20 protein-coding genes are annotated in these 25813 nt (G+C 44.5%); 16 read left to right on the top strand and 4 right to left on the bottom strand.

From position 1 onward, the window contains the following. The first annotated feature begins 154 nt into the window (after positions 1-154). The 3 genes from ACN6MV_RS28995 to ACN6MV_RS28985 are packed head-to-tail and all read left to right on the top strand — an operon-like array spanning position 155 to position 3037. A complete protein-coding gene (locus tag ACN6MV_RS28995; RefSeq protein ID WP_170880285.1) occupies positions 155-694 on the top strand; it encodes a type IV pilus modification PilV family protein in 540 nt (179 codons plus the stop codon). Next, entirely contained in the window at positions 678-1223 is a 546-nt protein-coding gene (locus tag ACN6MV_RS28990) for a type II secretion system protein (RefSeq protein WP_076119106.1), read from the top strand. Before ACN6MV_RS28995 ends, ACN6MV_RS28990 begins: the two co-directional genes overlap by 17 nt. Before the next feature lie 14 nt (positions 1224-1237). Next, on the top strand, positions 1238-3037 hold the full coding sequence (locus ACN6MV_RS28985) for a hypothetical protein (protein ID WP_076119108.1): 1800 nt from the start codon (positions 1238-1240) through the stop codon (positions 3035-3037). An 86-nt stretch (positions 3038-3123) separates the two neighbouring features. On the opposite strand, the gene ACN6MV_RS28980 is transcribed toward ACN6MV_RS28985, so the two are convergent. Then, the gene (locus ACN6MV_RS28980) at positions 3124-7704 is read right to left on the bottom strand and encodes a DUF5057 domain-containing protein (RefSeq protein WP_076119110.1); all 4581 of its coding nucleotides are present in this window, start codon (positions 7702-7704) and stop codon (positions 3124-3126) included. Between the two features lie 375 nt (positions 7705-8079). On the opposite strand from ACN6MV_RS28980, the gene ACN6MV_RS28975 reads away from it, so the two are divergent. The 8 genes from ACN6MV_RS28975 (at position 8080) to ACN6MV_RS28940 (ending at position 16552) form a co-directional block, all read left to right on the top strand. Continuing rightward, a complete protein-coding gene (locus ACN6MV_RS28975) occupies positions 8080-9744 on the top strand; it encodes a GspE/PulE family protein (RefSeq protein WP_076119112.1) in 1665 nt (554 codons plus the stop codon). Between the two features lie 43 nt (positions 9745-9787). Further along, positions 9788-10837: a type IV pilus twitching motility protein PilT gene (locus tag ACN6MV_RS28970; RefSeq protein WP_076119114.1), complete on the top strand. Its 1050-nt coding sequence runs from the start codon at positions 9788-9790 to the stop codon at positions 10835-10837. Continuing rightward, complete coding sequence (locus ACN6MV_RS28965) at positions 10837-12042, top strand: type II secretion system F family protein (protein ID WP_076119116.1); 1206 nt, start codon at positions 10837-10839, stop codon at positions 12040-12042. The genes ACN6MV_RS28970 and ACN6MV_RS28965 overlap by 1 nt, the downstream gene beginning before the upstream one ends. A 169-nt stretch (positions 12043-12211) precedes the next feature. Further along, positions 12212-12697, top strand: coding sequence for a type II secretion system protein (locus tag ACN6MV_RS28960; protein ID WP_076119118.1), 486 nt, complete (start codon positions 12212-12214; stop codon positions 12695-12697). 74 nt (positions 12698-12771) lie between these two features. After that, positions 12772-13521, top strand: coding sequence for a prepilin peptidase (locus ACN6MV_RS28955; RefSeq protein ID WP_076119120.1), 750 nt, complete (start codon positions 12772-12774; stop codon positions 13519-13521). Between the two features lie 15 nt (positions 13522-13536). Next, positions 13537-15156: a pilus assembly protein PilM gene (gene pilM / locus ACN6MV_RS28950; protein WP_076119122.1), complete on the top strand. Its 1620-nt coding sequence runs from the start codon at positions 13537-13539 to the stop codon at positions 15154-15156. Next, the gene (pilO, locus tag ACN6MV_RS28945) at positions 15140-15745 is read left to right on the top strand and encodes a type 4a pilus biogenesis protein PilO (protein ID WP_419885358.1); all 606 of its coding nucleotides are present in this window, start codon (positions 15140-15142) and stop codon (positions 15743-15745) included. The genes pilM and pilO overlap by 17 nt, the downstream gene beginning before the upstream one ends. A 204-nt stretch (positions 15746-15949) precedes the next feature. After that, positions 15950-16552, top strand: coding sequence for a DL-endopeptidase inhibitor IseA family protein (locus ACN6MV_RS28940; RefSeq protein WP_052414757.1), 603 nt, complete (start codon positions 15950-15952; stop codon positions 16550-16552). Between the two features lie 46 nt (positions 16553-16598). On the opposite strand, the gene ACN6MV_RS28935 is transcribed toward ACN6MV_RS28940, so the two are convergent. Beyond that, positions 16599-17000, bottom strand: coding sequence for a hypothetical protein (locus tag ACN6MV_RS28935; RefSeq protein WP_042131304.1), 402 nt, complete (start codon positions 16998-17000; stop codon positions 16599-16601). A 150-nt stretch (positions 17001-17150) separates the two neighbouring features. Beyond that, positions 17151-18578 carry a VanW family protein gene (locus ACN6MV_RS28930; RefSeq protein WP_419885357.1) on the bottom strand — a complete coding sequence of 476 codons (1428 nt, stop codon included), beginning with the start codon at positions 18576-18578 and terminating at the stop codon, positions 17151-17153. 231 nt (positions 18579-18809) lie between these two features. Between ACN6MV_RS28930 and ftsE the strand changes: the two genes are divergently transcribed. The 5 genes from ftsE (at position 18810) to ACN6MV_RS28905 (ending at position 24924) form a co-directional block, all read left to right on the top strand. Further along, a complete protein-coding gene (ftsE, locus tag ACN6MV_RS28925) occupies positions 18810-19496 on the top strand; it encodes a cell division ATP-binding protein FtsE (protein WP_042131302.1) in 687 nt (228 codons plus the stop codon). Then, positions 19486-20400, top strand: a complete 915-nt coding sequence (gene ftsX, locus ACN6MV_RS28920; protein ID WP_042131301.1) for a permease-like cell division protein FtsX — start codon at positions 19486-19488, stop codon at positions 20398-20400. The genes ftsE and ftsX overlap by 11 nt, the downstream gene beginning before the upstream one ends. A 30-nt stretch (positions 20401-20430) precedes the next feature. Beyond that, positions 20431-21732, top strand: a complete 1302-nt coding sequence (locus ACN6MV_RS28915; RefSeq protein ID WP_042131300.1) for a murein hydrolase activator EnvC family protein — start codon at positions 20431-20433, stop codon at positions 21730-21732. Between the two features lie 124 nt (positions 21733-21856). Continuing rightward, positions 21857-23323 carry a S41 family peptidase gene (locus ACN6MV_RS28910; protein ID WP_419885356.1) on the top strand — a complete coding sequence of 489 codons (1467 nt, stop codon included), beginning with the start codon at positions 21857-21859 and terminating at the stop codon, positions 23321-23323. A gap of 290 nt (positions 23324-23613) precedes the next feature. Further along, on the top strand, positions 23614-24924 hold the full coding sequence (locus ACN6MV_RS28905) for a PDZ domain-containing protein (RefSeq protein WP_042131298.1): 1311 nt from the start codon (positions 23614-23616) through the stop codon (positions 24922-24924). 229 nt (positions 24925-25153) lie between these two features. Here ACN6MV_RS28905 and ACN6MV_RS28900 read toward each other — a convergent pair whose 3' ends face one another. After that, positions 25154-25807: a response regulator gene (locus tag ACN6MV_RS28900; protein WP_042131297.1), complete on the bottom strand. Its 654-nt coding sequence runs from the start codon at positions 25805-25807 to the stop codon at positions 25154-25156. Between the last annotated feature and the right edge of the window lie 6 nt (positions 25808-25813).

Genomic DNA, 25813 nt, shown 5'->3' with positions numbered 1-25813 from the left:
ACAGAAAAAGTGAGAGATATTGTAGAAATATCTGAATTATAAGGATTTTGAGGATTGCTGTACCTAGATATGAGAGAATATAATGGAAGTAGAAAAATAAGGAAGAAACGTGCAAATGCGAAATTATTTTCATAGGCGGGAGGCAAAAAGTAGGATGAAATCGGGCCTAAAGCAGGAAAAAGGTTTTACTTTGATCGAAGTGCTGGCCGCTATTGTGATTTTGTCGATAGTATCACTGGTGCTTACGTCTTACTTTACAAACGCCATGAGTTACTCTAAATCGAACCAGAACAAGACGATTATGGTCAATCTGGCGAGGAACGCTCTGTTTTATGTGGAGAAGCAGAATTTTAACAAGATGAGGGATTATTTCAATGAGCCAAATAACAATGCGATAGAGGCATCTAAATGCCAAAAGAGTACAGAGGATACTCTGAAATGTGATGCTTACAAAGCGCTTGTTCAGGATACAGAAACCTTAAGCCAAGTCTTAAACCCTGCTATCAATGGGGTGAACTATCAAGTAGAGATTGAATATCAGCGTGATCTACATAAACAAAGCGATCCGGAGAAACAAAAGATGGCAGCCTATCTATTGCCGGTATTGGTAAAAGTCAGCAGAATGGATTCTTCTAGTGGACCTCAGACCCAATCTGTTGTGGAGGGATATATTACCGATGAGAAAATTCGTTAATCTTCTCCGCAGGGAGGGTGGATTTACTTTAGTGGAGCTAATTGTTGCGTTATCGCTGTTTACAGTTGCCGCAGGAATTATTTCAGGGATCACGATGTTAGGCTTACGCAGTTATCATAAAATATCGATTGAAAACTCTTTGCGGGATGAAGGGGATTTGTTAATGTCCGCAATAATTACGGAGCTGTATACCTTTGCACCTGATAAGGTTACCCCAACGCTGATCCAAAATACTGATAAGACCCAGATTATTGATAGCTTCATTACGTTAGAGCGCCAGGACGGCACCAAATCGCGGATTCGTATTGCTAATGGCATTCTTACGATAGCTCCACCCGATGTGATAGATCCTCCAGCGGACACAAGAACTAACATAGTTTCTAGGCTGGCACAGGGATCAGCAATCACTTTAGAGTGTCAGAACGCCGTTCCGTGTGACAGTGGTCTGATATCGATAGATTTATCACTAGTTCAGAGCTACAACGGAAGGGACTACCCATTGGAGTTGAAAAGCAAATTCGGATTCTAGGAGGAGTAGGAGGGATGAGGAATAACGAAAAAGGATCAGCTCTAGTACTAGTTATGTTTGTTGCTCTTCTACTTACAATACTCGGACTAGCTGTGCTCGGGGCGACGGTGGGCGGGGCACAACGAACGGAGACCAGAGAGAATGATGTGCAAAGTTTACACCTGGCGCAGAAGGGGCTGGATGAAGCGGTCGCTTACATACAGACGAAGCTGGATGGACGAAAGGATATTGATCCTGATCATATGGAGGATGAGATTAAAAATATTGTTAATGAGGTGAGCACCAAGATTGTTGGCGTCAGCAATGACGTAAGTACAGAGTTATCTGGAGCTGGCGGTACGATCAAAAGCATCACCTATGAGAAGCAGGATAAGCAAAAATACTATGTCAATATTGAAGCACAAGCCACAGTTAATGGCGTCATCAGACAACTGAGACAAAAGATTGTCATTGATACCTATCCTGATTTTCTTAAATATGCTTTTGGATCGGAAAAAGTATTAACATTAAACGGAGCGCCTGGTCTCCATGGCAATATATATGCGGGTAAAGAATTACACATCAGTGATACGGCCGTATATACATACAAGGGAGTGAAAGGTCTAAAAGAAAGGACTCAATATCCTAGAGTGGAATTATTGAAAGACCAAACTATAGCCACTTCTACCGAGCCTCAACCTGAAGTGCATGTGCAATCTCTTGAAAGTATCAAATATTCTGGAAATGGAGTTATTGATGCAGCTGTGAATAAGAATAATGCCTCAAGCATTCTTCCTACTATTTTGGGTATTCATGAAGAACAGGTGTTTATCAAACCGCAGAAAAAGTTCATTCAGATCAATGTGTTGGGATCCTTTCTTGATAAAGTGGAGGAAGCGACAGGGTTGACTGGGAAAAAGTCTGAACTTGAGCAAGCTATTAAGGATAATCAACTGGGGAATTATTTAAGCACAACAAAATTAGATAGACTACCCGATGAGAATCCACCCTACACTGAGCCAGTACTTAAAGATAATCCAACAGAAGAAGAAAAGGATAATTACAAACTAGAGTACAGCGAATACTTAGAACAATTGAGAATGTATCAGAACTCCTTGTTGGATAAGGATTTGAATAATTCTACGATTTATAACGGTAATCTGCTTATCGATGGAATTGATTACAAACAGTTGAAGTTTAGTGATGAAGCTAAAACAGGTAATCCTTCCAACAAGCCCAAATGGCTTATTGTTAATGGTGATCTGGAGGTAAATAACTATAGCCCAGATATAACTAAATTTTTGGAGATTCAAGCTAATATTCTAGTTACAGGTAATGTTACTATTAAAGGCCAGGTGAAATTCAACTCTACTATGTTTGTTTTAGGGGAAACGAAAGTCGAGGACGCCGTGATCCAAGGCTTAAGTAGTAAGGAGTTAGTCCTTATATCTCAAGGAGATGTGCTCATTAATCGAATTGACACTTTTACGAATCCACCTAAGAAAAAGGATGAGCAGGATTCATTTTATATGAAAGCTTTTTTTTACACGGATAGTGATGCTAACTTGTACGGAGTGGGGTCAATCTTTTGGTTAAACGGAGGTTTTTTCGCTAAAGGGGATCTTACAGTAAACGCAGTACTAGGAGGCGTGACTGAGCCCTTAGATCCGGCACTCGGCTTTACTTTCGAAAATCAGGATACGGATCGATATAATTCGGGTCACCGTTTTAAGATTCAATATAATCAGGATGTTTTTACTCACCAGCAGTCTAGCCTCCCGCGTGTACAGCAGGTGAATGTAACCGTGGGGCCTCTGGAACTTGTAAGTCATTAAGACTAGTTGAAAAAAGGGTATCCTTAAGCGTTTGCTTAGGGATACCCTTTTTTTGTTGGATGTTTCTTGTTGTTTAAATGTACAGTTTAGTAACGATCGTCATTCTGAGGTGCCACAACCTTAACCGTAATATCTGCTTTTACTGTTGTACCTGTGCTTCCGGTATAAGTCACTGTGATGAGTGTGGATCCCTTTTTAACGCCTGTAACAGTTCCCCTGGTATTAATATTGGTTCCATTATTGACGCTGGCAATTGCAGAATTGTCGCTTACCCAACTCAAGTTATCTTTGATTTGATCTATTGAGATGGAGGTTGGGAATGCCCATAAAATATCGGTTAACTGGAAAGTATGGCCTACCTCTAAAGTAATGGACTGATCCCGGAATCTTAATCCAGTTAAATCAACGATATTAACCATGTGTGTTGAAGTGATTTTTTGGAATGAAACCTTAATCAGTAGTCCTTCTTTAGCGGTATTACCAGCCGTCAATTTAGCGGTTGACCCGTCACTAGAAGGCGTAAGTGTAGCCATCTTGTTATCCGTTGATTGCACGAAATCCCAGATTAGCGTTGATGGATCGGAATCAGCAGGATTCCTAATTGCTTTTAGATCAATTTGCCCCCCTACCATTACCGTTATTGGACCTTCAATCGACAGTGACTTTAGCGGGTTAGTGATTACGATTGTCTTATCTGCAGTGATTGGATCACGATTACTAGAATTTACAGTGAGTAACACCAAGTAAGTTCCTGACTGTGTAGCACTGAATACCTTTTTGGTATCATCACTTGGGTAGTCTGGATTGGTATTAATGACAGCATTGCTTGCTCCAGAGGTGACATTGGTGACCGACCAGGTATAGGTAATATTGGCCTCTGGTCCTTGATTATTTAGGTTGCCTTGCACATAGATAGCACTTAAAGGAATAGAATCGTTAATTTCACCAGTCCCATCTCCATCAATCGTTAAAGATCGTGGAGTTCGCTCAGCTACCGTTATGGTTGCTGTAGCCTGTTTGCCGCTACCGTCTAGTGCAGCCACATGGACAGTTGCTGTGCCTTTGGCGAGACCTGTGATGTAACCACTGCTTGAATCCAACTGTACATAATTAGTATCAGTAGTTGTCCACAAAAACGCCTGATCAGGGACATCTGATGGCACGACTGTTGGAATTAAACGCATTCCTTCTCCGACATAGATGGTTCTGCTTTCTAATTGCAGAGCTTTAATCTTATATTCGGCTGTAATGGTTAAGGTCTCAAACGAAAGCGTAGTCCGTGCTAGATTAGCCGATGATGGATCTGTTGGTATTGGAACAGGTAGCGGATAGATCTCCGCTGGTAGGTTACCGGTAAAAGGAACATGAAATAAAGTTGCTGAACTCATAGTCATTGAAGCTCCAATGATTGTTCCATACACCTGACCTCCATCGAATGTTATGGCAGACCGTGGTGCTAGAATGGTTCCGTATACATTGGCTTGGGATATCCGCACAGGCTTGGTGCCAGAGAAATTGAATAGCACACGGCTGCCGTCACTTCCCAGCGGGAAATGTAAGAATGGTTCACTGGTACCGTCCTGCTGTACATTAACAATTACGGTTGATCCTTGCGGAACCTTAAGCTCGGAGCTGTCAAGCGTATTTAACACTGAAGTAGACATATTAACAATATTGATAGATGAGCTGCCTGTTACCGTAAGTCTTCCATATTCATGAGTTGTTGAAGTATTGGAAGGCAGTTTAGCAATCGCATCAGAGAGTCCAAGGAGATAGCTCTCATGCTTGTTGAAATTGAGAAGTTCACCGTATTTAATAATACCATTTTGGATAGAACCAGGTCGTTGGTCTGTAACGGCGCCTTTAACCATTATGTTTCCGTAAACCGTACCTTCAGGAAGAGAAACATTTCCACCCGTGACAATACCATATGGAACATTACCTTTAAATTGTTCATTTACTGTAATTCCAGCGTTGTTAAAGTTGACTGTGCCCCCGGAAGCTAGTGGACCCTTAATAGTTCCTCCACGAAGTGAGGTTGTCTGAAGTATAAATGCGTTGTATTCCCCTGTAATTCCCAGTGGTGGCAATGCAGCATGAATATCAACATAAGTAAGCTTGGAATCATTTAAAGTATAAGTCTGGGTCTGAGTCGGAGTAACCGTGATTTGGAACGTGATAGGTTGCTCAGAATCAGGTTTATAAATCTGTTTGCCATTCTCCGTCTTTAATGAATAGGTGATGTTGCTTAGATTTCGTGTCAATCTATACCCGCTTGCCGTATTCCCCGTGACGATCGTACCGGCAGGTAACTCTCCTGAAATCTCCAGGTTAGGTGGAAGATTCTCGGTAAATACAATATCCGTTATTAATTGTGTGTTAGAGGTCTGGTTGACCGTGCCTACTTTATCAAAAGGTACAGATTTTGGGGTGATGGAATAACTAAGAGTGACCGGTTCTCCCTTTTCTACTTTACCATTCACAACATTCTGAGAGAGAGAGCGTGTTACACTCAAATTGGTGTTCGACGGCAGGACATTTACTCTGATAGTTTTACTTGAGAGAGCTCCATTTTGGTCCCATGCGTTAATTTCGATATCGAGTGCGCCCCCATTTGGAAGCGGATTTTTAACCGTTCTATATATACTTTGCCCTGATTTAATGCTCGTTTTACTCATTTCAATGTCGGTAAAATACGTGCTCCCATTTTTAAAGCGAATTTCAGTTGTCAGATCACGATCGTTAAAGTCCAGATCAGTGACTGTATAGTCGACAAGTATTGTGTTTTGATAAGAAGGAACCGATGAGCCATTAGTCGGTGTATGCACCGTAATCTCAGGAGCATGATTCGCACCAATAAAAGCACGATACATAGTATTAACGAACAATTTTTGTTCCCAAACTGGGAAATTTCTTAGATTGGCGGGAATATCACTTACTCCAAAAAAATGACCTGTACCTGAGTAGGTAATATTGCCTTTGGAATATGTGTAATATTGATTCCAACTATCCTCGGTATCACGTTGGTATTGATTATATTCACCATTTGGTTTTATCTTCGTACCTGACGCTTCACTTTGAATGTTATACCATGATACTACTTCGGGATCTTCCAGATTAAGTGTGAAGTACTGGTTATGTGTTGGTGCAATTTGTGGTGTGGAGATATCGATTTGCTGGTTGCTGTCGTCCCGCTTACTTAAATAAAAAGGATATTGCATCAAGAGCCCGTCATTCACCGGCTTAACCTTGGTGGAAAGATTGATGGCATTATGGCCTAAGTTGGTCTCCGGATTCATCTGACCGGTAATCGCCATGAAATTATTGATCCAGTTCTTTTTATTTGCATCTAAATTAATGATGGTATCGTGAGTGAACAAGGCACTTTGCTTGAAGGTACCAGTGAATTGTGTAATCGCGTTGGTTGCATTAGTGTTTAAGTTGGATTTCTTATAGTATTCGTCGACAAAACCAAAGATGAGCATGTCATAGGTGCCGTTTAATCCGTAACTTTTTGTTGCAGCATATTTTTCATTCACATATGTGTTAAATTGGGTCATAGTTTTGACCGCTATATTAAGTTGATAATCGGTTGTATTCAAAAACAGAGGATCCATATTACTAGTGTTCAGGAGGCTGCTTTCTGTTAGAGTGTCAGGCATAACCTGAAGAATATTTACGATGGTCTTCTCTCCGCGATAACGAATTACCCCGCTGTCAAAATCCTTTAATTGCGATTTATGATAATCATTGATTTCTAGCTTCCAATAGAGTAAGCCGGAGTATGTTTTTGGCAAAGTGTATTCGATAGTTCCGCTGGATGTATTAAGCTCTGTTTCAGCAACGACCTGCTTTTCTCCCATTTTGATGGACTTATCAAGACCGATATATAGTTTGACTGAGAGCGGAGAGCTTTGTAAATTAGGTGCGTTAGTGATATTGAAATTAAAAGAAAGCTTCTCCCCAGGAACATAGATTTTGCTGTTAGTTGCATTAGGGTCATAGTTGGGAATTCTGTTCGTAATTTGAAGGCGGGGACGTTGCTTTAGATCATTTATGTACGTAGAGTTTTGTCTTTTTAAATCGGTAAAGATATTTGCGAGTCCAGCATCATCCACAAATTTAACTTTTGGGTTGGATGAGGAAAGACGGTAACTGTTAAAAGAGCTGTACAGTATACCTTGTTCTGCTTGTGGTTTTTTATCTTTGTCATTAAAGGGTTGGCTATGAAAGAAAACATATAATCCTTTATTAATAAATTCCTTCGTAATTTGATCTGCCTTCAGATGAGTGATATCGTTTTTCATATTTTTGGTGTCCAGTGCCTTAGCTCTATTTTCCTCCGAGGCCGGTTGCTGATTACTCACTTGTGCAGGATTGTAAGTCCCCTTCCCGATATAAATCGCATCGTATCTTCCATCCAGATCATCCCGCAGCGCCACAAAGCGCTTCATACTCATCGTATCAATGGTAAGGCCAGATATTCCCGTTTTTAGAGACGCAAGCTCACTAACTCCATTCTCCGTAACCTCAAGCATACGAATCTGATAATCATTTGAACTAGCTTCGACATTCGTGAAGTGATTTTTGAGTGGCAGAACAAGCAGAAGGAGAAGCAAGATCGTTACTGTAAAAAGATAGATCCTTTTGTTACTTGCAAATTTCATGTTCATCTCTCCCTGATTGTTAACTATTGGTAGATATGGTCGAATTGTATGTTGTATATGCTAGTTTCCGACAGCTTTTTCAGCTGAATTCGTTGTAAAATTATCCAATCTATGTTATATACATTCTAGGACATTCAGCATTGATAGACAACATAAATCTATTGAAATATACCTATAAATTTATTACTAAAGTCCCAAGTATATTGAAAAATACGCTAGTTTGACAAAATTGATGAATCCGTAATTATGGAAAAAATCATTTTCATATTTTGCAGAAATGTAACTGGTAATTTATCCTCCGTTTATTCCAAGTATTATCCATTATCTAGTAGGCATAAAGGTATAACCAATAACGGCATATGGAGCTGAACGGACATGGCCATCGCAAAAAAGAGACTTGGGGATTTGCTGGTAGAAAATAATATTATTTCGCAGGAACAGCTGCTTGAAGCACTTGCAGAACAGCGTAAAAGCAAGCGTAAGCTTGGCGATCTGCTAATCTCTCAAGGCTATATCACGGAGCAGCAGCTGATTGAAGTGCTTGAATTCCAGCTCGGCATTCCGCATGTCAGTTTATTTAAATACCAGATTGATCCTGCCATAACGCAGATTATTCCTGAAAGTATGGCTAAGCGTTATCAGGTGCTTCCCTTCTTGAAAGAAGGAGGTAAGCTGATGGTTGCGATGGCCGATCCGCTGGATTATTTTGCGATAGAAGATTTGCGAATGAGTACTGGCTTCCGGATCGAACCTGCTATTTCTACTAGAGATGAGCTACAGCGGGCGATTGCGCGTCATTATGGGATGCGTGATTCTATGAATCAGATGCTAGTAGAGCTCCCTACACAAGAAGAAATAGAAGAAACGGAGATTACAGACGAGGACTCTCCAATCGTGCGTTTGGTCAACCAGATGATTCAGCAGGCTGTTGCTCTGCGGGCGTCTGATATACATATGGATCCAGGTGAGAATAATCTAACGATCCGCTATCGGATTGACGGAACCTTACGGACGGAGCGGATTATCCCTAAGCAGATGCAGGGCTTTATCACCGCTCGTCTGAAAATAATGGCCCGACTGAATATCGCAGAACGGCGTTTGCCACAAGACGGGCGAATCAAAATGCAGTTTGATTACAAAATGGTAGATATTCGTGTATCCTCATTGCCTACGATGCACGGAGAGAAGATTGTGCTGCGGTTGCTAGATTTGAGTACTGGGGTTAAATCTGTAGATGCTTTGGGATTCAGTGAGGGGAATGCGGAAGCTTTTAAAGAAATGATCGCTCGTCCTTATGGAATCTTGCTAATTACAGGACCTACAGGTAGTGGGAAAACAACAACTTTATATTCAGCACTGAATCAACTCAATGTAGAAAGTGCAAATATTATCACGGTTGAGGATCCAGTGGAATATCAGCTTGAGGGTGTAAACCAGGTGCACGTAAATTCGGCTATTGGGTTAACCTTTGCGGCGGGACTACGTTCGATTCTCCGACAAGATCCGAATATTGTAATGGTCGGTGAAATACGGGATGCGGAAACTGCAGAAATTGCAGTTCGTGCCTCATTAACAGGTCATCTAGTGTTGTCTACTTTACATACAAACGATGCGATTAGCTCCGTCTCTCGCTTGCGAGATATGGGGGTGGAGCCTTACTTGATTGCCTCTTCACTAATAGGTGTGGTAGCGCAGCGGCTCGTTCGTAAAATCTGCACCGACTGCAAAGAAACCTACAAACCGTCTGAGCAGGAAGCGATTATGTTACGTAGCTTAGGGCTGCCAGCAGATGAGTTACATCGCGGTCGAGGCTGCGGTAGCTGTAGCAGTTCCGGTTATCGTGGCCGAATAGCGATTCATGAGGTACTCAGTATTGACGATCATTTGCGGCAGCTCATTACGAACACCGCTTCGGTAGAAGAACTGCGTGTCGCAGGAAAAGCGCGTGGACTTGTTCAACTGATGGATGACGGACTACTCAAAGTTAGTCAGGGAATCACGACGTTACAAGAGGTCATGCGTGAGACGGTCTCACATTAGGATCTATAAGGTGAATCGCATTTTAATCTAGGGGGAGCAGCGGATGCCAACGTATACGCGGGATATAAGACAGCTTTTGCAGACAGCTTACTCCTCCAAAGCTTCCGACTTACATATCTCTGTAGGCTCGCCTCCAGTTATACGTATGGATGGAACGCTTTACCCACTTGAGGGTGTACCAGTAACAGCCGATGAAGCTGCTGAAATGGCAGAAGCGCTGCTTGGCAGTGAACGAAACGAAGTATTTCGGAGCGCAGGTGAGGTCGATTTTTCTTATCCGCTGGATAGCGGTGTGAGATTTCGGGTGAACGTTTATCGTCAGCGGGGTGAGATTAGTATTGCTGCCCGAGCAATTCCTGCGGAGATTCCGAGTCTAGAACAGCTGTCGATGCCTCCAATTTTGTCCACTTTATCACTCAAACCACAAGGCTTGATTCTAGTTACAGGCCCTACGGGCAGCGGTAAATCCTCTACGTTAGCAGCTATGCTGAATTACATTAACAAGACCGAAAGCAAACATATTGTGACACTTGAAGATCCTATAGAGTTTCTGCATAGTCATGGAACCTGTTTAGTGGATCAACGTGAAGTGGGTAATGACACAGCTAGCTTTGCGAGCGGACTACGTGCCGCATTACGTCAGGATCCGGATGTTATTCTCGTTGGAGAGATGCGGGATTTGGAGACCATTACAGCAGCAGTTACTGCCGCGGAAACAGGTCATCTAGTGATGGCAACCTTACATACAACAGACGCACCACAGACGATTGATCGAATTATTGACGCTTTTCCGGGTCATCAGCAGGGGCAGATTCGTTCACAGCTAGCCTCAGTATTACTGGCAGTTGTCAGTCAGCGGTTGTTTCCAAGGGCAGGAGGACGCGGGCGGATATGTGCAACAGAAATCTTAGTGAATACACCTGCCGTAGCAAACCTCATTCGTACCGAAAAGACACATCAGATTAAAAATGTAATGCAAACTGGACGCTCGCAAGGCATGCATACGTTGGACATGAGTATCCGTGAGTATCTATCTCAGGATCTCATTCATCCGGCTGCAGCTAAGGCGTTTATGGCGGAGGTGAGTAGCTGATGCCTCTTTTTGAATATCAAGTGAAGACAACCGCAGGTAAATCCATTAAAGGAAAGCTGACCGCAACAGATAAGCCTACGGCAATGGAAGAGCTACGCAAGCGGGGACTTACGGTGTTCTCGCTGATCGAACGCAAAACAACGATTCTATCGATGGATATTTATATTGGTAATCCAGTCAAACCGCTTCATTTCATTATTTATTGTAGGCAGTTTGCCACGCTTATGCGTGCTGGAGTTTCGATTGTGGATGCAACACGTATTTTGGCTGAACAGACGGAGAGCAAACCACTACGTAAAGCACTAGTAGATGTGAACTCAAGCCTGATGCGCGGGATATCGTTCTCACAAGCCGTTCAGGATCATAAAAAAATCTTCCCACAGCTATTCGTTAGCATGATCCGTGCCGGTGAAGAATCCGGAGATATTGAAGGGACGCTCGACAGATTAGCGATGTTTTTTGAGAAGCAGCACTCGACGACAGAGAAGATTAAATCTGCGCTCACTTATCCGATTACGGTCGGGGTGATGGCGATTGGAGCGGTTATATACCTGCTCTGGGCGATAGTTCCACAGTTTGTAACGATGTTCGAATCGATGAATGCAGAGCTTCCGGCGATTACAAAGATGGTGTTGGCCCTTAGCAAAAGCATTCAAGGTCAATGGTATTTCTGGATACTCGGAGTTCTCCTCCTAGTGATAGCTTTTCAGATTACAAAACGCACAGAAAAGGGTGCGTACGCACTTGATTATGCCAAGCTGAAGATTCCGGTGTTTGGCAAGCTGAATCAAAAAGGCTCGATTGCTCAGTTTACGCGTACTTTTTCATCTCTATATGCCAGTTCAGTTCCGATCCTGCAATCCTTGGTGATTGTAGAAGAGGTAGCAGGAAATAAGGTTATTGGAGGTTTTATCCGTAGTGCAGGAGATTCGCTGAGACAAGGAAATCCACTATCTGAACCGTTGAAAAAAGCATGGGTCTTCCCGCCGTTAGTTACACAGATGATTGCGATTGGCGAAGAGACAGGGGCGCTCGACACGATGCTGTCTAAAGTAGCTGATTTCTATGAGATGGACGTAGAAAATACCGTTGATCGTCTGAAGTCACTGCTTGAACCGTTGCTGATTGCTTTTTTGGCCGGTGTTGTAGGTGTGATCGTGGCCGCTATTATGCTGCCGATGTTCAGTCTGTACGGTAATATGTGAACCTTGTGGTTCCTTGAAGATATTGAGAGGGGTGACGCCCGAGGGAGCGGGGCAGGGTTGCAGATCCTTTGCTGGCGCTGGACAAGGAAGGATCATTAGTGTAGCTGGATTCACTGAAACAAAAAAATATAGGCCTTATTATCACACAACACTTAGAGGGGGAAATAAAATGTTAGCACAAGCCATTAAGAGAAGATTGAGCAAAGAGGAAAGTCAAAAGGGGTTTACGCTGATTGAGTTACTGGCGGTTATCGTTATTTTGGGGATTATTGCGGTTATTGCATTTCCTATGATATCAAATTTAATTACGAAAACAGGAAAATCAGCTGATACGGCAACGGCACGTCAAATATATGATGCTGCAAGATTATATATAAGTTCTGAAAAAGAGGGAGTTTTTGATTCTGATACGAGTACTGCTAATAACGGTACTGTTGACAAATTGCTTATCACAGAATTGCAAACAAATGGGTACTTAGATGCTGAGTTGTATTTACCGAGTACCAAGGCAAAGATAACAGGTGGAGAAGTCAAGTTTACTGATGGAAAATTAACAGGTTCTGATGCTGTAGTCATAAATACTGGTACTGCTAGTGCAAATCCTCAAACTTATAACTTCGAGGCTTCCAAAGTATTGAAGTCTAGTGATAAATAAAATATCATATCTTGATCTCCAAGGAATCGGACTTCCCGATTCCTTTTTTAAAATCCAAACAACAGAGGACATCCATGACAATATTCATCGCAAGTTACATCACATTACTAGGCCTGATTCTAGGCTCCTTCTATAACGTAGTGGCGCTGCGGGTACCGGCCAAAGAATCCTTGCTGAACCCACCGTCACACTGCCCGAACTGCAATACGCGGCTAAAGGTGCGGGATTTGTTTCCGGTGATAAGCTACCTGCTGTCAGGAGGCAAGTGTCGTTATTGCGGCACAAGGGTGTCGCCTTTATATCCACTAGGAGAAGCTGTAACGGGTTTGCTTTTTCTATGGGTGTACTTGCAGTTTGGGCTGACAGGTAAGGGAGTCGTCGGATTTGTGCTTGTGAGTCTGACGGTTATTGTGACAGTTTCTGACTTGAAGTACATGCTGATTCCGAACAAGGTGTTGCTGTTCTTTTTGCCGCTGCTGCTCATTCTTGTATTGTTCTTTCCGGAGGGGCCGTTATGGCATCACTTGTTAGGAGCTATCCTTGGAGGAGGTATCCTAATTCCCTTTGTGTTGTTAGGCGGGATGGGGGCCGGGGATGTGAAGTTATTTGCGCTACTGGGCTTGGTCATCGGATTTCCGAATGTTATTTTGGCCTTTCTGCTGGCCTGTCTGCTTGGAAGTGTGGTCGGAGGACTGCTAATGCTGCTTGGTATCATCAAACGCAAACAACCGGTTCCTTTTGGTCCATGGTTAGCAATAGGTGCATTAATTAGTTTCGGGTATGGTTCACACATCATTGGCGCGTATCTCTCGCTCATCGGATAGGAGGAAACCGATCATATGCTTGGATTAGGCCCTAAAGTCGCCGGGATTTCAATTGAGGCTACCGGTATTCGTTATATTAGTTTTAAGAATAAACAGTCATGGGAAGTCCGCAAAAAACGGTATCTTCCGCTCCTTCCAGGCATGATCATTGAGAATCAGGTGGCGGATAGTGAGGCGCTTTATGATCGGGTCAGGCAGTGGGTGAAGAAAGAAGGGTTAAGGGGCAGTAAGGTTTCCTTGTCTATTCCACCTTCGCAGATCATCATCCGCAAAATGAGCATCCCAAGTACCAACGACAAACAGGTAGAGCAGCTCGTAAAGCTCGAAGTAGAGACGGGGCTGCATTTGCCATTTGAAAATCCTGTTTACGACTACGTGACGCTCGAAGTGGATGAGGAACATAGTCATTTGCTCGTATTTGCTGCTCCGCGGAAATCGATACAGGATTATGTAGACATTCTGGAGCGTGCAGGTCTCCGAATAAGCAGTGTTGAAATTTCGGCAACGGCCCTGGCGCGAAGTATAGCAACTGGACATGGGGAAAGCTTTGCGGAAACGATGCTCATTAATCTAGAGCCTTCGGTCATGGACATTTATATGTTCAGAAACGGGAATCCGGTATTCATTCGTACGATTAACTTGCTTGATCTGCATAAGGGAAGAAACGTTGCGGCGACGGCAATGGAATTCATGGCAGACAGTGAGGTCTTGGCAGAAACAGCAGTAGCTGTAGAAGAGCAATTATCACCGGAGCAAATGGTGGAGATCACTGCGGAAATCTCGCGGATGCTTAGCTTCTACCAGTACAGCCTACACGATGGTTCAACACGTATCAAAAACCTAGTCATAACAGGTACCCCCTCCATTCGTAAACAGCTAGACCTAGAGCTTCAGCAGTCGCTGGCAGAACTCGACATTACACCGATAAGCCTAGATCAGATGGGGAAAAATGCTGTATCTGATCTCGAGCTAAATGATTATCGAGTAGCCGCAGGAACGGCTCTAAAAAACATCATCAGCGTGGATACGATTGACTTACTGCCGAGAGAAGACCGAGAGACGTTATTATTCCCCTATGTGACCATGGGTCTTGTGGCGATCTGGCTGGTGGGAACGATTGGGACAGGGATTTATTTTTCAGCTAATAAGGGTCAAATCTCTAATGGTAAAGAGGAGTTACAGGGCTTGCAGGATCGCAGTTTAATGCTACAGGTAGAGCTTGGTAAACTTAAGAACAGCGGACCTGGGCAGTTAGATCGGAAGGTAGCTATCGAGAAGATTCAGAACAGTAAGGTGATTGCTGTTCCTATTCTAGATGAATTAGTTGAAGGGTTGCCACAGGGTGCTGTGATCCTTGATATTAACTACACCTACCGCACTGCTATTGACTTGACTGTAAATGTACCTGCTATGGTGGATGCTTCTAATTATTTAAGACAACTTCGCCAAATGTCTTTTACAGTGGACGCCTCAATTTCGAAGCTGACTGAAGGAACGGCCGTTCAGAATGCTGGAACAAATTCTTTGAATATGTATACAGCGATTTATAAAGTAAACTTATTATCTAATAATCAACAGGCCAATGGAACGGATGTAAGCCAAGAGGAGGTGAATAGCGATGGAACAGTTCAATAAGTATCGCTCTCCAATCGTACTAGGTGTATTGATTCTGTTCTTGATACTTTTTGCCTTTTATATGCTGGGCGTTCAACCGACCAATAAAGAAATTACCGCACAGAACGCTGAGATCAGCCAGTTTGAAAAAGAAGCAGAGATTCTCCAAGCTAAAATTAATGAACTGAAAAGCAATGCTTCTTCTGTGGATTCAGAACAACAGGAACTTCTAGCAGCACTCCCGAAAGGCGATGAAAGCGAAGGTTTGATCGTTGATTTGCGGGGAGTAAGCACTTCCTCAGAAGCGCGGCTAAGAGACGTTAGCTTTATTTTGGATGAGGCTAATCCGATTCAGCAAATGACAGGCTCAGCAGAAGTATTGTTCCCTACCGTCAAACAGATCAAAATGACCGCAGTCATAGAAGGTACGTATACGGGAATACGACAATGGATGGAGGAGTTGCAGAAGCTGCCGCGTATCGTGAATGTTGACTCGTTTAATTTCCAACAGTCCTATGAAGAGCGTTCTGAGAACACTCCAGAAAGTATCTTGACTGCTAACGTAGCTTTCACAGCTTTTTACGAGGCCGTTACTCCAACATCGAATTAGAAATCTCACTAATGCAATAAAACAATTGCACCATTATCCTACTCCACTTTTCCTGTAAAACAGGAGGGTGGTTTTTTTTCGTTACCGAAAATATATAAATGCGTTTTCATTCCCCTGTTTATTGGGTATTTTAGCTTGCGGGGTGCATAAGCTGGAACAGTGGCTATCGCCTGTATTTTTCAGATGACAAAGGAGGAATTCCGAATGAACAAAAAGTGGATGATTGGTTCGTTGGCCCTTTCCATAGGCCTGATCTCAGCAAGTGGGGGAGCTATGGCAGCTTCACCGTCAGCAGGAAGTACGGAAATCAAGAAGGTAGCTGTGTCTGCGCCTGGGAAAGAGGGCCCTGCTACCATCAATAATTTGACGGTCAAAAGTATCATTCCGCTCGTAGTCCATGCAAGAGCTCTTTATTTCTATAGTAATCGAGGCGGCAATATCTTCCCGATAGAAACCTTCACATATAAAGCGCAGGAGTACCGTTATCTTTCCAGTGATCTTGGCACCAAGACGAAACTAATGAATTACATAAAAAAAGCGTACACTCACAACGCTGCGGCTTATTATGTACAGACACAGTTTTTAGAGCATAACGGAAGAATGTCGCAGGTTAATGCAGATGTGGGCAATCTATTAATGTATGAAAAAGCCACCGCCCGCATGCTCTCCAAGACTGCGACAACCGCTGAATTTGAACTGACCGTTCCTTATCCAGAAGCGCAGGGAAGCAGTGAGTCGGTGTATGTGAAGCTGAAGAAAGTGGAGGGATACTGGAGAATCGACATGTCGCCGGATATTCTTTTCTGAGGAAAGGGAAAGGTATTAGAGGAAAGAGGATAGTAGGGGTTATGAACTAACAGCGCTTAAGATCAGAGGTATAAACAACGCCTGCGAATTTGCCTTTGCGGGTAATAATGACACAATCATTCTTCATAGGATCTGGGCGGTTCATAGCAGTAGCGAATACGACATCAAGTGGAGTGGAGATATCATAGACTAGCGGTGTTTTGCTCATAAGCTTCATGGCAGGTTCTTTGTAGAACATATCCACCCCTGATCTTCCTGTAGCTTTTAAAAAGAAACGTTCGCTCATTAATAATCCAAGTGGTTCATTCATAGCATTACAGACGACAATACATTTCGATTCTGGATGCTGGAACATTACGCGAAGGGCTTCTCTACAAGTACGTGAGGCGAAAATAGCAGGTGCACTGCGGACAATATTAGAAAGATCATTTACAAGAGCTGTTGACATGTTGTTCATCCTTTCTGATTATAGGTCTATTTCTAATGTACCCCCGAATCGTAAATTTTAAAGGCGAGAAAGGTCATCTACAGGTAAAATAGATTCACAAGCAATAACGGTCAGAACCTCACGAGGTCTGGCCGTTTTTTTGTAAGTACTCTATTCACTTCGAACGCCGTCCTCTACCAACTGCTTTCTAGGTGCTTCTGGAATAACGGATTTGCTCACGCCTCCACGATTGATGGCGATTAAGCGTTTTTGTGCGTAATACACATCGCGGGACAGCTTTTTTACCTCAGTGGATTTACCGTCAACTAACCGGGTGCTGTAGGTTTCAACAACATAGCCAGTTTTCCCGTTTTGAATAACACGTGTACCTCCGCGAGGGAGGGAAGGGTCGTTTACGTACTTGTCGACTGGAGGCAGCACCTCTACGATTTGTGAATGGACTTTATAAGTAACATTTTGCGGAAAGGTACCGAAAAGCTTGATCGTTAGTGAGCGGCCTTGCACAGCTGCTTTAATGACAAGATATTTGCCAGTCGTATTGCGAAAACGGAAGTTAATATAGCCTTCAGCAAACGTCGCATCCTGGCCCTTGGGTAAATAGTTGACCGGCAAGGAGTGATTGCGGCGCTCCACAATCTCTAGTCCAGTACGAAGAGCGGCGTTGTACAGTGTACTGGACACTTGGCAGATTCCGCCGCCGACACCGGCTTGTAGCTTACCGTTCACAATGACTGGCGCTTCGCGGAAGCCATATTCTATTTTTGCTTTTTCAATAGCTTTGCCATAATCAAAGACCGCTCCGGGTGGGAGCACCGTTCCGTTCACAGCTTTGGCCGCTGATTCAACGTTGTAGATTCGTCCAGGTCCACTGGCGCCGAGTGAGGTGCTGAATTGCATGATTTTTCGCTCAATGCCTTGCTCTTTTAATGCGTTTAGGGTGATATCCGGCTGTAATATAGTTAATGGAACTTCCAGAGTAATCCCCTTCTCCTGGAGCGTAATCAGACGATTAAACCGAGTGGGAGCGGCAGCCGACAGTGAGGTGACCATTCCTGTCCAGTCTACCTCAAGAGAAGTCTTCTCGGGCGTATATACTACACGATCATCCCCCGTAATTCGCCGCGTAGCATCGACCGGATCTCCAAAGGATTCTCTCTCCCAAGCGGGACTTAGGATGGTCTTTAATTGAGCGATATTCAGATGGGCTTCAAGACTCCAATTCTGGGGGAAGCTGTAACGGGCTTTTACCCGATTCCATAGACTGCCTTCTGTGAGATCCTGTAGTCCTTGCTCAAAAGCCGCGGCCGCATAGGTCATTCCGGCTTGTTTAAGATTGAGGGTAAGCTCAGAATTCCCTTCTACCTGCAGAACGAGAGGGACAGATTCAAGGGCATGGAGCTTCTCCTCCAGTTCGGAACGAACCTCAGTGATGTTTAGCCCGCCCACCTCCCATCCGGCAAGGGTTGTACCTTTTGGAAGCGCGTTATTGTGGCTATATAGATGAAGTCCCCCATATATTAATGAGCCGATAAGAATGAGTGCAGTGACTACTATGAGGGCTAGATGAATTTTTTTCATGATTAATCCCCTTCCTGGATGGCATCTGCGAGCAGGCACCGTAGGTGCTTTTTTCTATTTATATGTACAGACACTACAAAACTTTCGAATAGTGGAGCAGTTACGGGGTACTCAATCGGTTACAGATTTGTTACAATAGATACATTGCGGAAATATTGAAGTTTATGGAAACTTAAGCTGGACCCTGTCGATTCAAACAAGTGGAAAATGTCATAATTGGGAAGTGAGAAAATGATTGAAATGCAAGATGTATGGAAGACCTACCCTAACGGAACTCACGCACTGCAAGGAGTTTCAGTAAAAATTGACCGCAATGAATTCGTGTATGTTGTCGGTCCATCCGGCGCGGGTAAATCTACTTTTATGAAATTGATTTATAGAGAAGAAGTGCCAACTAAGGGTCAAATTTCTGTGGGAGGCTTTAACATAGGGAAGCTTAAACAACGTAAAATCCCATATGTGCGCCGTAATATCGGCGTTGTATTTCAAGACTTTCGGCTATTGCCAAGGATGACGGCTTATGAGAATGTCGCTTTTGCCATGGAGGTTATTGAAGCGCCGAAGAAGGTCATCAAGAAACGTGTGAATGAAGTTCTCGATCTGGTTGGACTCAAAAATAAAGCGAATCGTGAGCCCTCACAGCTCTCTGGCGGCGAGCAGCAGCGGATTGCAATTGCAAGGGCTATCGTTAACAACCCTTCTGTTATTATTGCGGACGAGCCTACAGGCAACTTGGACCCTGAGACTTCATGGGGCATAATGCAACTGCTGGACGAAATTAATTTTCGTGGAACAACGATTGTAATGGCTACCCATAATAAAGATATCGTGAACAAAATGCGCAAACGGGTGCTTGCGATTGAGAACGGAAATATTGTTAGAGACCAAGCGAGAGGGGAATATGGATATGAGTTTTAAAACCTTCTTGCGACATGTGCGGGAAGGCTTCAAAAGCGTATTCCGTAATGGCTGGATGTCGATTGCTTCGATCACTTCCATCGTCGTCTCTCTTTTTGTCCTAGGTGTATTTATTCTTCTTGTTCTTAATGTGAATGCTGTAGCGGATGAGGCAGACAGTCAGGTACAGATTAATGTGCATTTGGCACTGAATGTAGACCAGAAAATGCGTGAGACTTTGCAGACTGAAATTGGCAATATGCCGGAGGTCAGCAAGATTACGTTCATCTCCAAGGACCAAGGACTTAAAGATCTCCGTGCAGACATGGGTGAGGACGCAGCGGAGCTTCTGGAAGGGTTCGATGAAGACAATAACCCTCTCCCGGATACGCTTAAGGTAGAAGTTGTTGAACCTACTACAGTAGCCTTTGTGGCAGAAAAGATTGAAGCACTCAACAAGACACATACCGAGGAGCCTATTTACAAAGTGAAATATGGCAAGGGCTCGATAGAAACCTTGTTCAAAATAACGCGCGCTGTACGTAATATTGGTTTTATTTTTGTTGCAGGTCTTGCACTCATGTCTATGTTCCTCATCTCCAATACGATTCGGGTTACGATTCTTGCCCGTCGTAAGGAAATTGGTATTATGAAGCTGGTTGGCGCGACAAATTATTTTATTCGCTGGCCTTTCTTTATAGAAGGGGCACTGATCGGATTGATCGGATCACTTGTCACCTCTGGTATCTTATATTTGGGCTACAGCGGGTTGGAGTCCTCCGTACAGGGAGATCCAATGCTCCAATTGCAGCTGATTCCATTCGGAGATATTTGGATGCAAATCGTCGGTGTGTTAGTTGGGCTAGGCGTGCTGATCGGCGTCTGGGGAAGTACGGTTTCTATTCGAAAGTTCTTAAAAGTTTAATATTAAAAAGTGAAGGATGGGGAGTGCGAGTTGAAGAAGATTGCCGCCGGACTAGCCGTAATGTTACTAGCTGTCACTATATTCCAGCCCTCTGATGGATATGCCAAAAAAACAAGTGTTGCCGAAATCGATAAGCAGTTAAAGCAGCTGCAAAAAGAGGTGCAGGAAGCTAAGGCGCAGCAGGAGAAAGCGGCGTCCCAAACGCAGGAAGCACAGCATTATAAGAATAAGACGAATCTCAATCTGCAGTATGTACTGCAGCAGGTAGATCAAGTTAAGGGTAAAATGACCGAAATCTCAACCAAAATTTCCGATACAGAGCAATCTTTGAATGCTACAGCAACGGAGTTGGATAAAGCAGAGGCGCGGGTCGCTTCAAGAGAGGAAGTCTTGGGGTCCCGTGTTCGGCTAATGTATACCGATGGAGCGGTTTCTTACTTGGATGTTTTACTCTCTTCGACAAGCTTTGCTGATTTCCTAGACCGTGCAGATTCACTTAAGATGATCGTGGATCAGGATCAGGAGCTGCTGGTGCAACATAAGCTGGACAAGCAGACAGTGATAGAAAAGAAACAGGAGCTTGAAGGGCAATATGCTCAAGCTAAGCAGTTGTACACTTCTTTGGAGCAACAGAGAAGTCTGCTCAAGGAAAAAGAAGCGGAGAAGCAAGAGCTTATCGCATTCTATGACAAGCAAATTCAAGAAAGCGATGATTTGAGTGAGGAGCAGAATGAGAAGCTGGTCAAATTGGCAAGCGAACGTTCTGCACTGGAAACGCAAAAGGATAAGATCAAGGCTGAGGAAGCTGCTCGTAAAGCAGCAGCAGCTAAGGCGGAAGCAGCTCGTCGAGCTGCGGAGGCTGCCAAGAAGGCTGCTGCCAGCAAGAGAAGCAGCAGTTCAAGCTCCAGCTCGAATGAAACGGCTTATGCAGGTGGAGACGGACCGTTTCTACTTCCTGTAGGGTCGGCAAGAATCTCGTCCTCCTTTGGACCACGGACACATCCGATCACAGGTGAGAAAGGCAAAGTGCACACTGGCGTCGACTTTGCGGTTCCGCAAGGAACCAGTATTCATGCAGCGGATTCCGGAACGGTTATTTTAGCTGAATGGTGGAGTGGTTACGGCTATTGTGTAATTATTGACCATGGAGGCGGAGTTTGGACCCTCTACGGACATATACGTAAAGGCGGTATTAGGGTTAGTTCTGGGGATAAAGTTAATCGTGGAGATGTAATCGCTGAATCTGGTTCCACAGGTAATTCAACGGGTCCTCACCTTCACTTCGAAGTGCGGATTGATGGTAAGACAGTAAATCCTATGCCATATCTCTAACTTTTAAGGAACTCATAACTCATATTATTTGATTGTACGGTATATACTGGAATGGATACCGTACCTTTCAGGACGGACATAGGTGTTGTTTACGAGATGGACAAGAAGGGACGGTGGGAAAATCATGTTGAAAAAAAGCACAGCGGCGTTTATGATTGTCGCCGCCTTGCTATGTGGTAGTTTAGTAACCTTGGGCGTGACGGGTTATACTCATGTCTTTGGACAAGCTGCAGGACAAGGACTGGCCTCGGCGTTGCAGGTGACAGGTCTACAACAAAAGGAATCTCAGAAGCTTGGGACTGCGCTCAGTCTGATTGAGAGTAATTACTACGAGACAGTAGATCGGGAGAAGCTGATAGACGGTGCTGTCAACGGTATGATGGAAGCGCTAGGCGATCCTTATTCCAATTATATGGCTAAAGAAACAGCCGAAAAGTTTGAAGAAAGCATTGAAGGTTCCTTTTCAGGCATCGGTGCGGAAGTCTCTTCAGATAACGGCAAGGTAGTCGTGGTCTCCCCGATTAAGGGTTCACCTGCTGAAAAAGCAGGAATTCAGGCCAAAGATATCATTCTGTCCGTTAACGGAGAATCGCTGGAAGGCATGGATCTAAATGCTGCTGTTGCGAAGATACGTGGACCTAAGGGTAGTAAGGCTACTTTGAAAATACAACGTTCCGGCTCTGCAGAGCCTCTGGAGTTCGCACTTACCCGGGATGATGTGAAGCTTGAGACGGTCTACTCGACCATGGAAAAAGACGGAGTAGGGGTAATCGAGGTTACTCAGTTCTCCCTAAATACCGCAGAACGATTCAAGGAAGAGCTTGGAAAGCTAGAGAAGCAAGGTATGAAGGGACTGGTCATTGACGTCCGTAATGATCCGGGCGGTGTTCTCCCGATTGTTATTGAAATGGCTGAAGAGTTCGTTCCAGCCGGCAAAAACATAGTTCAAATAGAATACAAAGATAAAAAACGCGAAGTTAGTACCTCCAAGGGCTCGAGCAAGGCTTATCCTGTGGTAGTGCTGATGAATAAAGGTAGCGCGAGCGCTTCAGAAATATTGGCGGGTGCCTTGCAGCAGTCAGCAGGAGCTAAGCTAATTGGTGATAATTCATTTGGTAAGGGCACGGTGCAGACGAGCTTTGATAAACAGCTAGGAGACGGAAGCTTACTGAAGGTTACCATTGCTAAATGGCTTACACCGGACGGCACGTGGATTCATGGCAAGGGGATTAAACCGGATATCGCAGTAGCACAGCCGGATTACTTCTCAGTGGCTCCGATTAACAAGAGTGTGACGCTGCAATATAACATGAACAATGCTGATGTGAAGAGTGCACAGACGATGCTGGACGGCTTAGGCTACAAGCCGGGTCGCAAAGATGGCTATTTCGATGCTGGCACTAAGAATGCAGTGAAGAAATTCCAAAGTGAAGCGAAACTTCAAGTCACAGGCATGATTGATGTCAAGACGGCGGAGGCGCTGGAGGTGGCACTGATCAAAGTGATTCAGGATCCTGCCAACGACAACCAACGGAATAGAGGGATTACTGAAATTCAGAAGGAAATTAAGGCGGCAGCGTCGAAAAAGTAAGAAGGCTGAATTCAGCCTTCTTTTTTTTATAATTGTAAGAATCGATCAAGGGTATAAGCGTACACACGGTGTAGCTCAATGCTGATGGTTGGCTAATCAGTAGCGGAGCCTTCGAGCCATAGGTGAGGTTATTCCTGTATATTTGCAGTATTCGCGTATAATGAAGAGGATATCTGTACAAAATGCTGCACTTTACAGGTATGAATAAGAGGGCTGAACATTTATTCTGGTATGTGAACAAGGGTTCATGAAAGTTTTCTTGTAGATAAGGAAGGAGTGTGACGAACAGTTTGAATGTGATTCAGGAACTGTTAGGAAGCTTGGGCACTGCGTTCTTACACTTGCTGATCCAGCCATATTATTATATTGCTATTATATTTATTGCATTGTATTACCGTCGGCAGGTGGCATTAGAACGCAAGCTGATTCATGTGAAGTTACATAGCTGGGGTCAAGAAACGTGGCGAACGGTGTGGAGCGGGCTGGTGATGGGACTAGTGGTTTCTATTGCAGCCATATTGTTAGGGGTTTCCTTATCAGGTACAGCTGTAGCCTGCATTTGGGTAGTTAGTGTGCTGTTATCGCTATTGCGTGTGAGGTATTTGTGTTTTGCTTATTCTATAGGTCTACTGGGCGTGATTCAATTTGTACTGTCTTTCTTTCCAGATGCCTTACATAGCGGAACGGTCGGGAACATTACAACAGCCATACGGGAGATGGATATTCCAGCCTTGCTAGTGCTAGCTGCGCTGCTGCATATGGCGGAGGCGCTGCTGGCCCGCTGGCAAGGGGCGAAGCTTGCGACGCCCCTCTTCTTGAAGGGCAAGCGCGGCATGGTTGTCGGCGGCTATCAGCTGCAGGCTTTTTGGCCGCTGCCGCTGTTCCTGCTGATCCCTTCGGGTGCAGGAACGGATCTGCCATGGCAGCCGCTGCTGGGCGGCGGGCTTGGCATTGTCTCTTTGCCCGTCATCATCGGCTTCAGCGAGATGACGCAGGGCATGCTGCCCGGGCGCAAGGCGGCCCGCACTTCAGGACGGCTGCTGATCTACAGCATCGTCCTGCTCGGCTTAAGCCTGCTTGCCGCTTGGTGGAGCCCGCTGACCCTGCTCGCGGCGCTCGCAGCAATGGTGCTGCACGAAGGGTTAAGCTGGTACAGCGCTCTGGAAGAGCGCAGCATCAGCCCCATCTTCGTGCATCCACCGCGCGGCCGCAAGGTGCTGGCCGTGCTGCCGGGCAGTCCCGGGCAGGAGCTGGGCATCCTGCCCGGCGAGATCTTACTGAAGGTCAACGGGGTCCTGTTGACCGATGCCGCGCAGCTACATGAGGCGCTGCGCATGAATCCAGCGTTCTGCAAGCTGGAGGTGCAGAACCGTGAAGGGGAGAGCAAATACCTTCAGAGCCCTATCTACGACGGGGACCATCATCAGCTCGGGATCATTCTGGTACCGGAGACAGATGGAGCGGTTACTGCGGAGGCGAAGCCTTCTAGCATCTTCAGTATCATCGCGATGAAGACAGGTACTCGCAGCCGCAATCTTCCGAACGGCCGACTCAAACGGAACAAAGCCGCTAAAGCCAAGAAGGAATCAGCGGAAGGATAGCTAAAGTTAAGCCCGGACTCTGGAAATAGAGTCCGGGCTTTTTTTGTAGTATGGCGATTGTGGAGGTATGCATCAACTAACTTTAATATCAGGACAATTGTCAAAAGAAGAATTGACCAAGACTGAAAATGAAGCTTTATTAGTCAGCTCTGTGAAACAGGAAGCTTTGTTTTCTTGAAAGAAAACAAAAATAGAAGATTTTAAAATCAACTTGAACAAACCGCCTACTTCACCCCCGCCCACCTCTTAAATAGAAAATCGCAATTTGCGTTCGATCTCGCAGCTGTAATTTGCTTAGAATATCCGTTATGTAATTTTTGACCGTACCCTCGCTTAGGAACAGATGTCCGGCGATTTCTTTGTTGGTATGCCCCTCAGCGATAGAGGCGACGACAGCCAATTCCATTTTAGTCAGTCCGAAGGACTCCAGCGGCTGTGCCTGTGGAGATTCAGGACGGGATGCAGGCTGTAGGAAGGTTGCCAGTTTGCGCGCGATATCGGGATGAATTAGCATATTACCTTCATTGACCGTTTTGATGCCTTGTATGATACGGTCTGGCGGTATGTTTTTGAGCAAGTATCCACTGGCTCCGTTACGTAGCGCTTCAATGATATACTCATCGTCATCGAAAGTAGTTAGCATCAGTATCGAAACCTGAGGAAAAGCCTGCTTAATTTTCTCTGTTCCTTCAACACCATCACAGCCCGGCATCCGTATATCCATCAGAACCACATCAGCTACATCTCCAGTCTGGAGTAAGCTCAAGGCCTCGTTTCCATCACTCGCAGCTCCGACCACTTTAAGCTCCGAGTCCAATTCTAGTAGTAGCTTTAGACTTTGGCGAATAAAAGGGTCGTCATCTACAATCATCACTTTAATCATTAGCAA

The organism is Paenibacillus sp. B-A-8 (assembly GCF_048572915.1).
Taxonomy (GTDB): Bacteria; Bacillota; Bacilli; order Paenibacillales; family Paenibacillaceae; genus Paenibacillus_AQ.
Note: the sequence above shows the minus strand (reverse complement) of the source record. Positions and strands in the feature narration are given on the sequence as shown.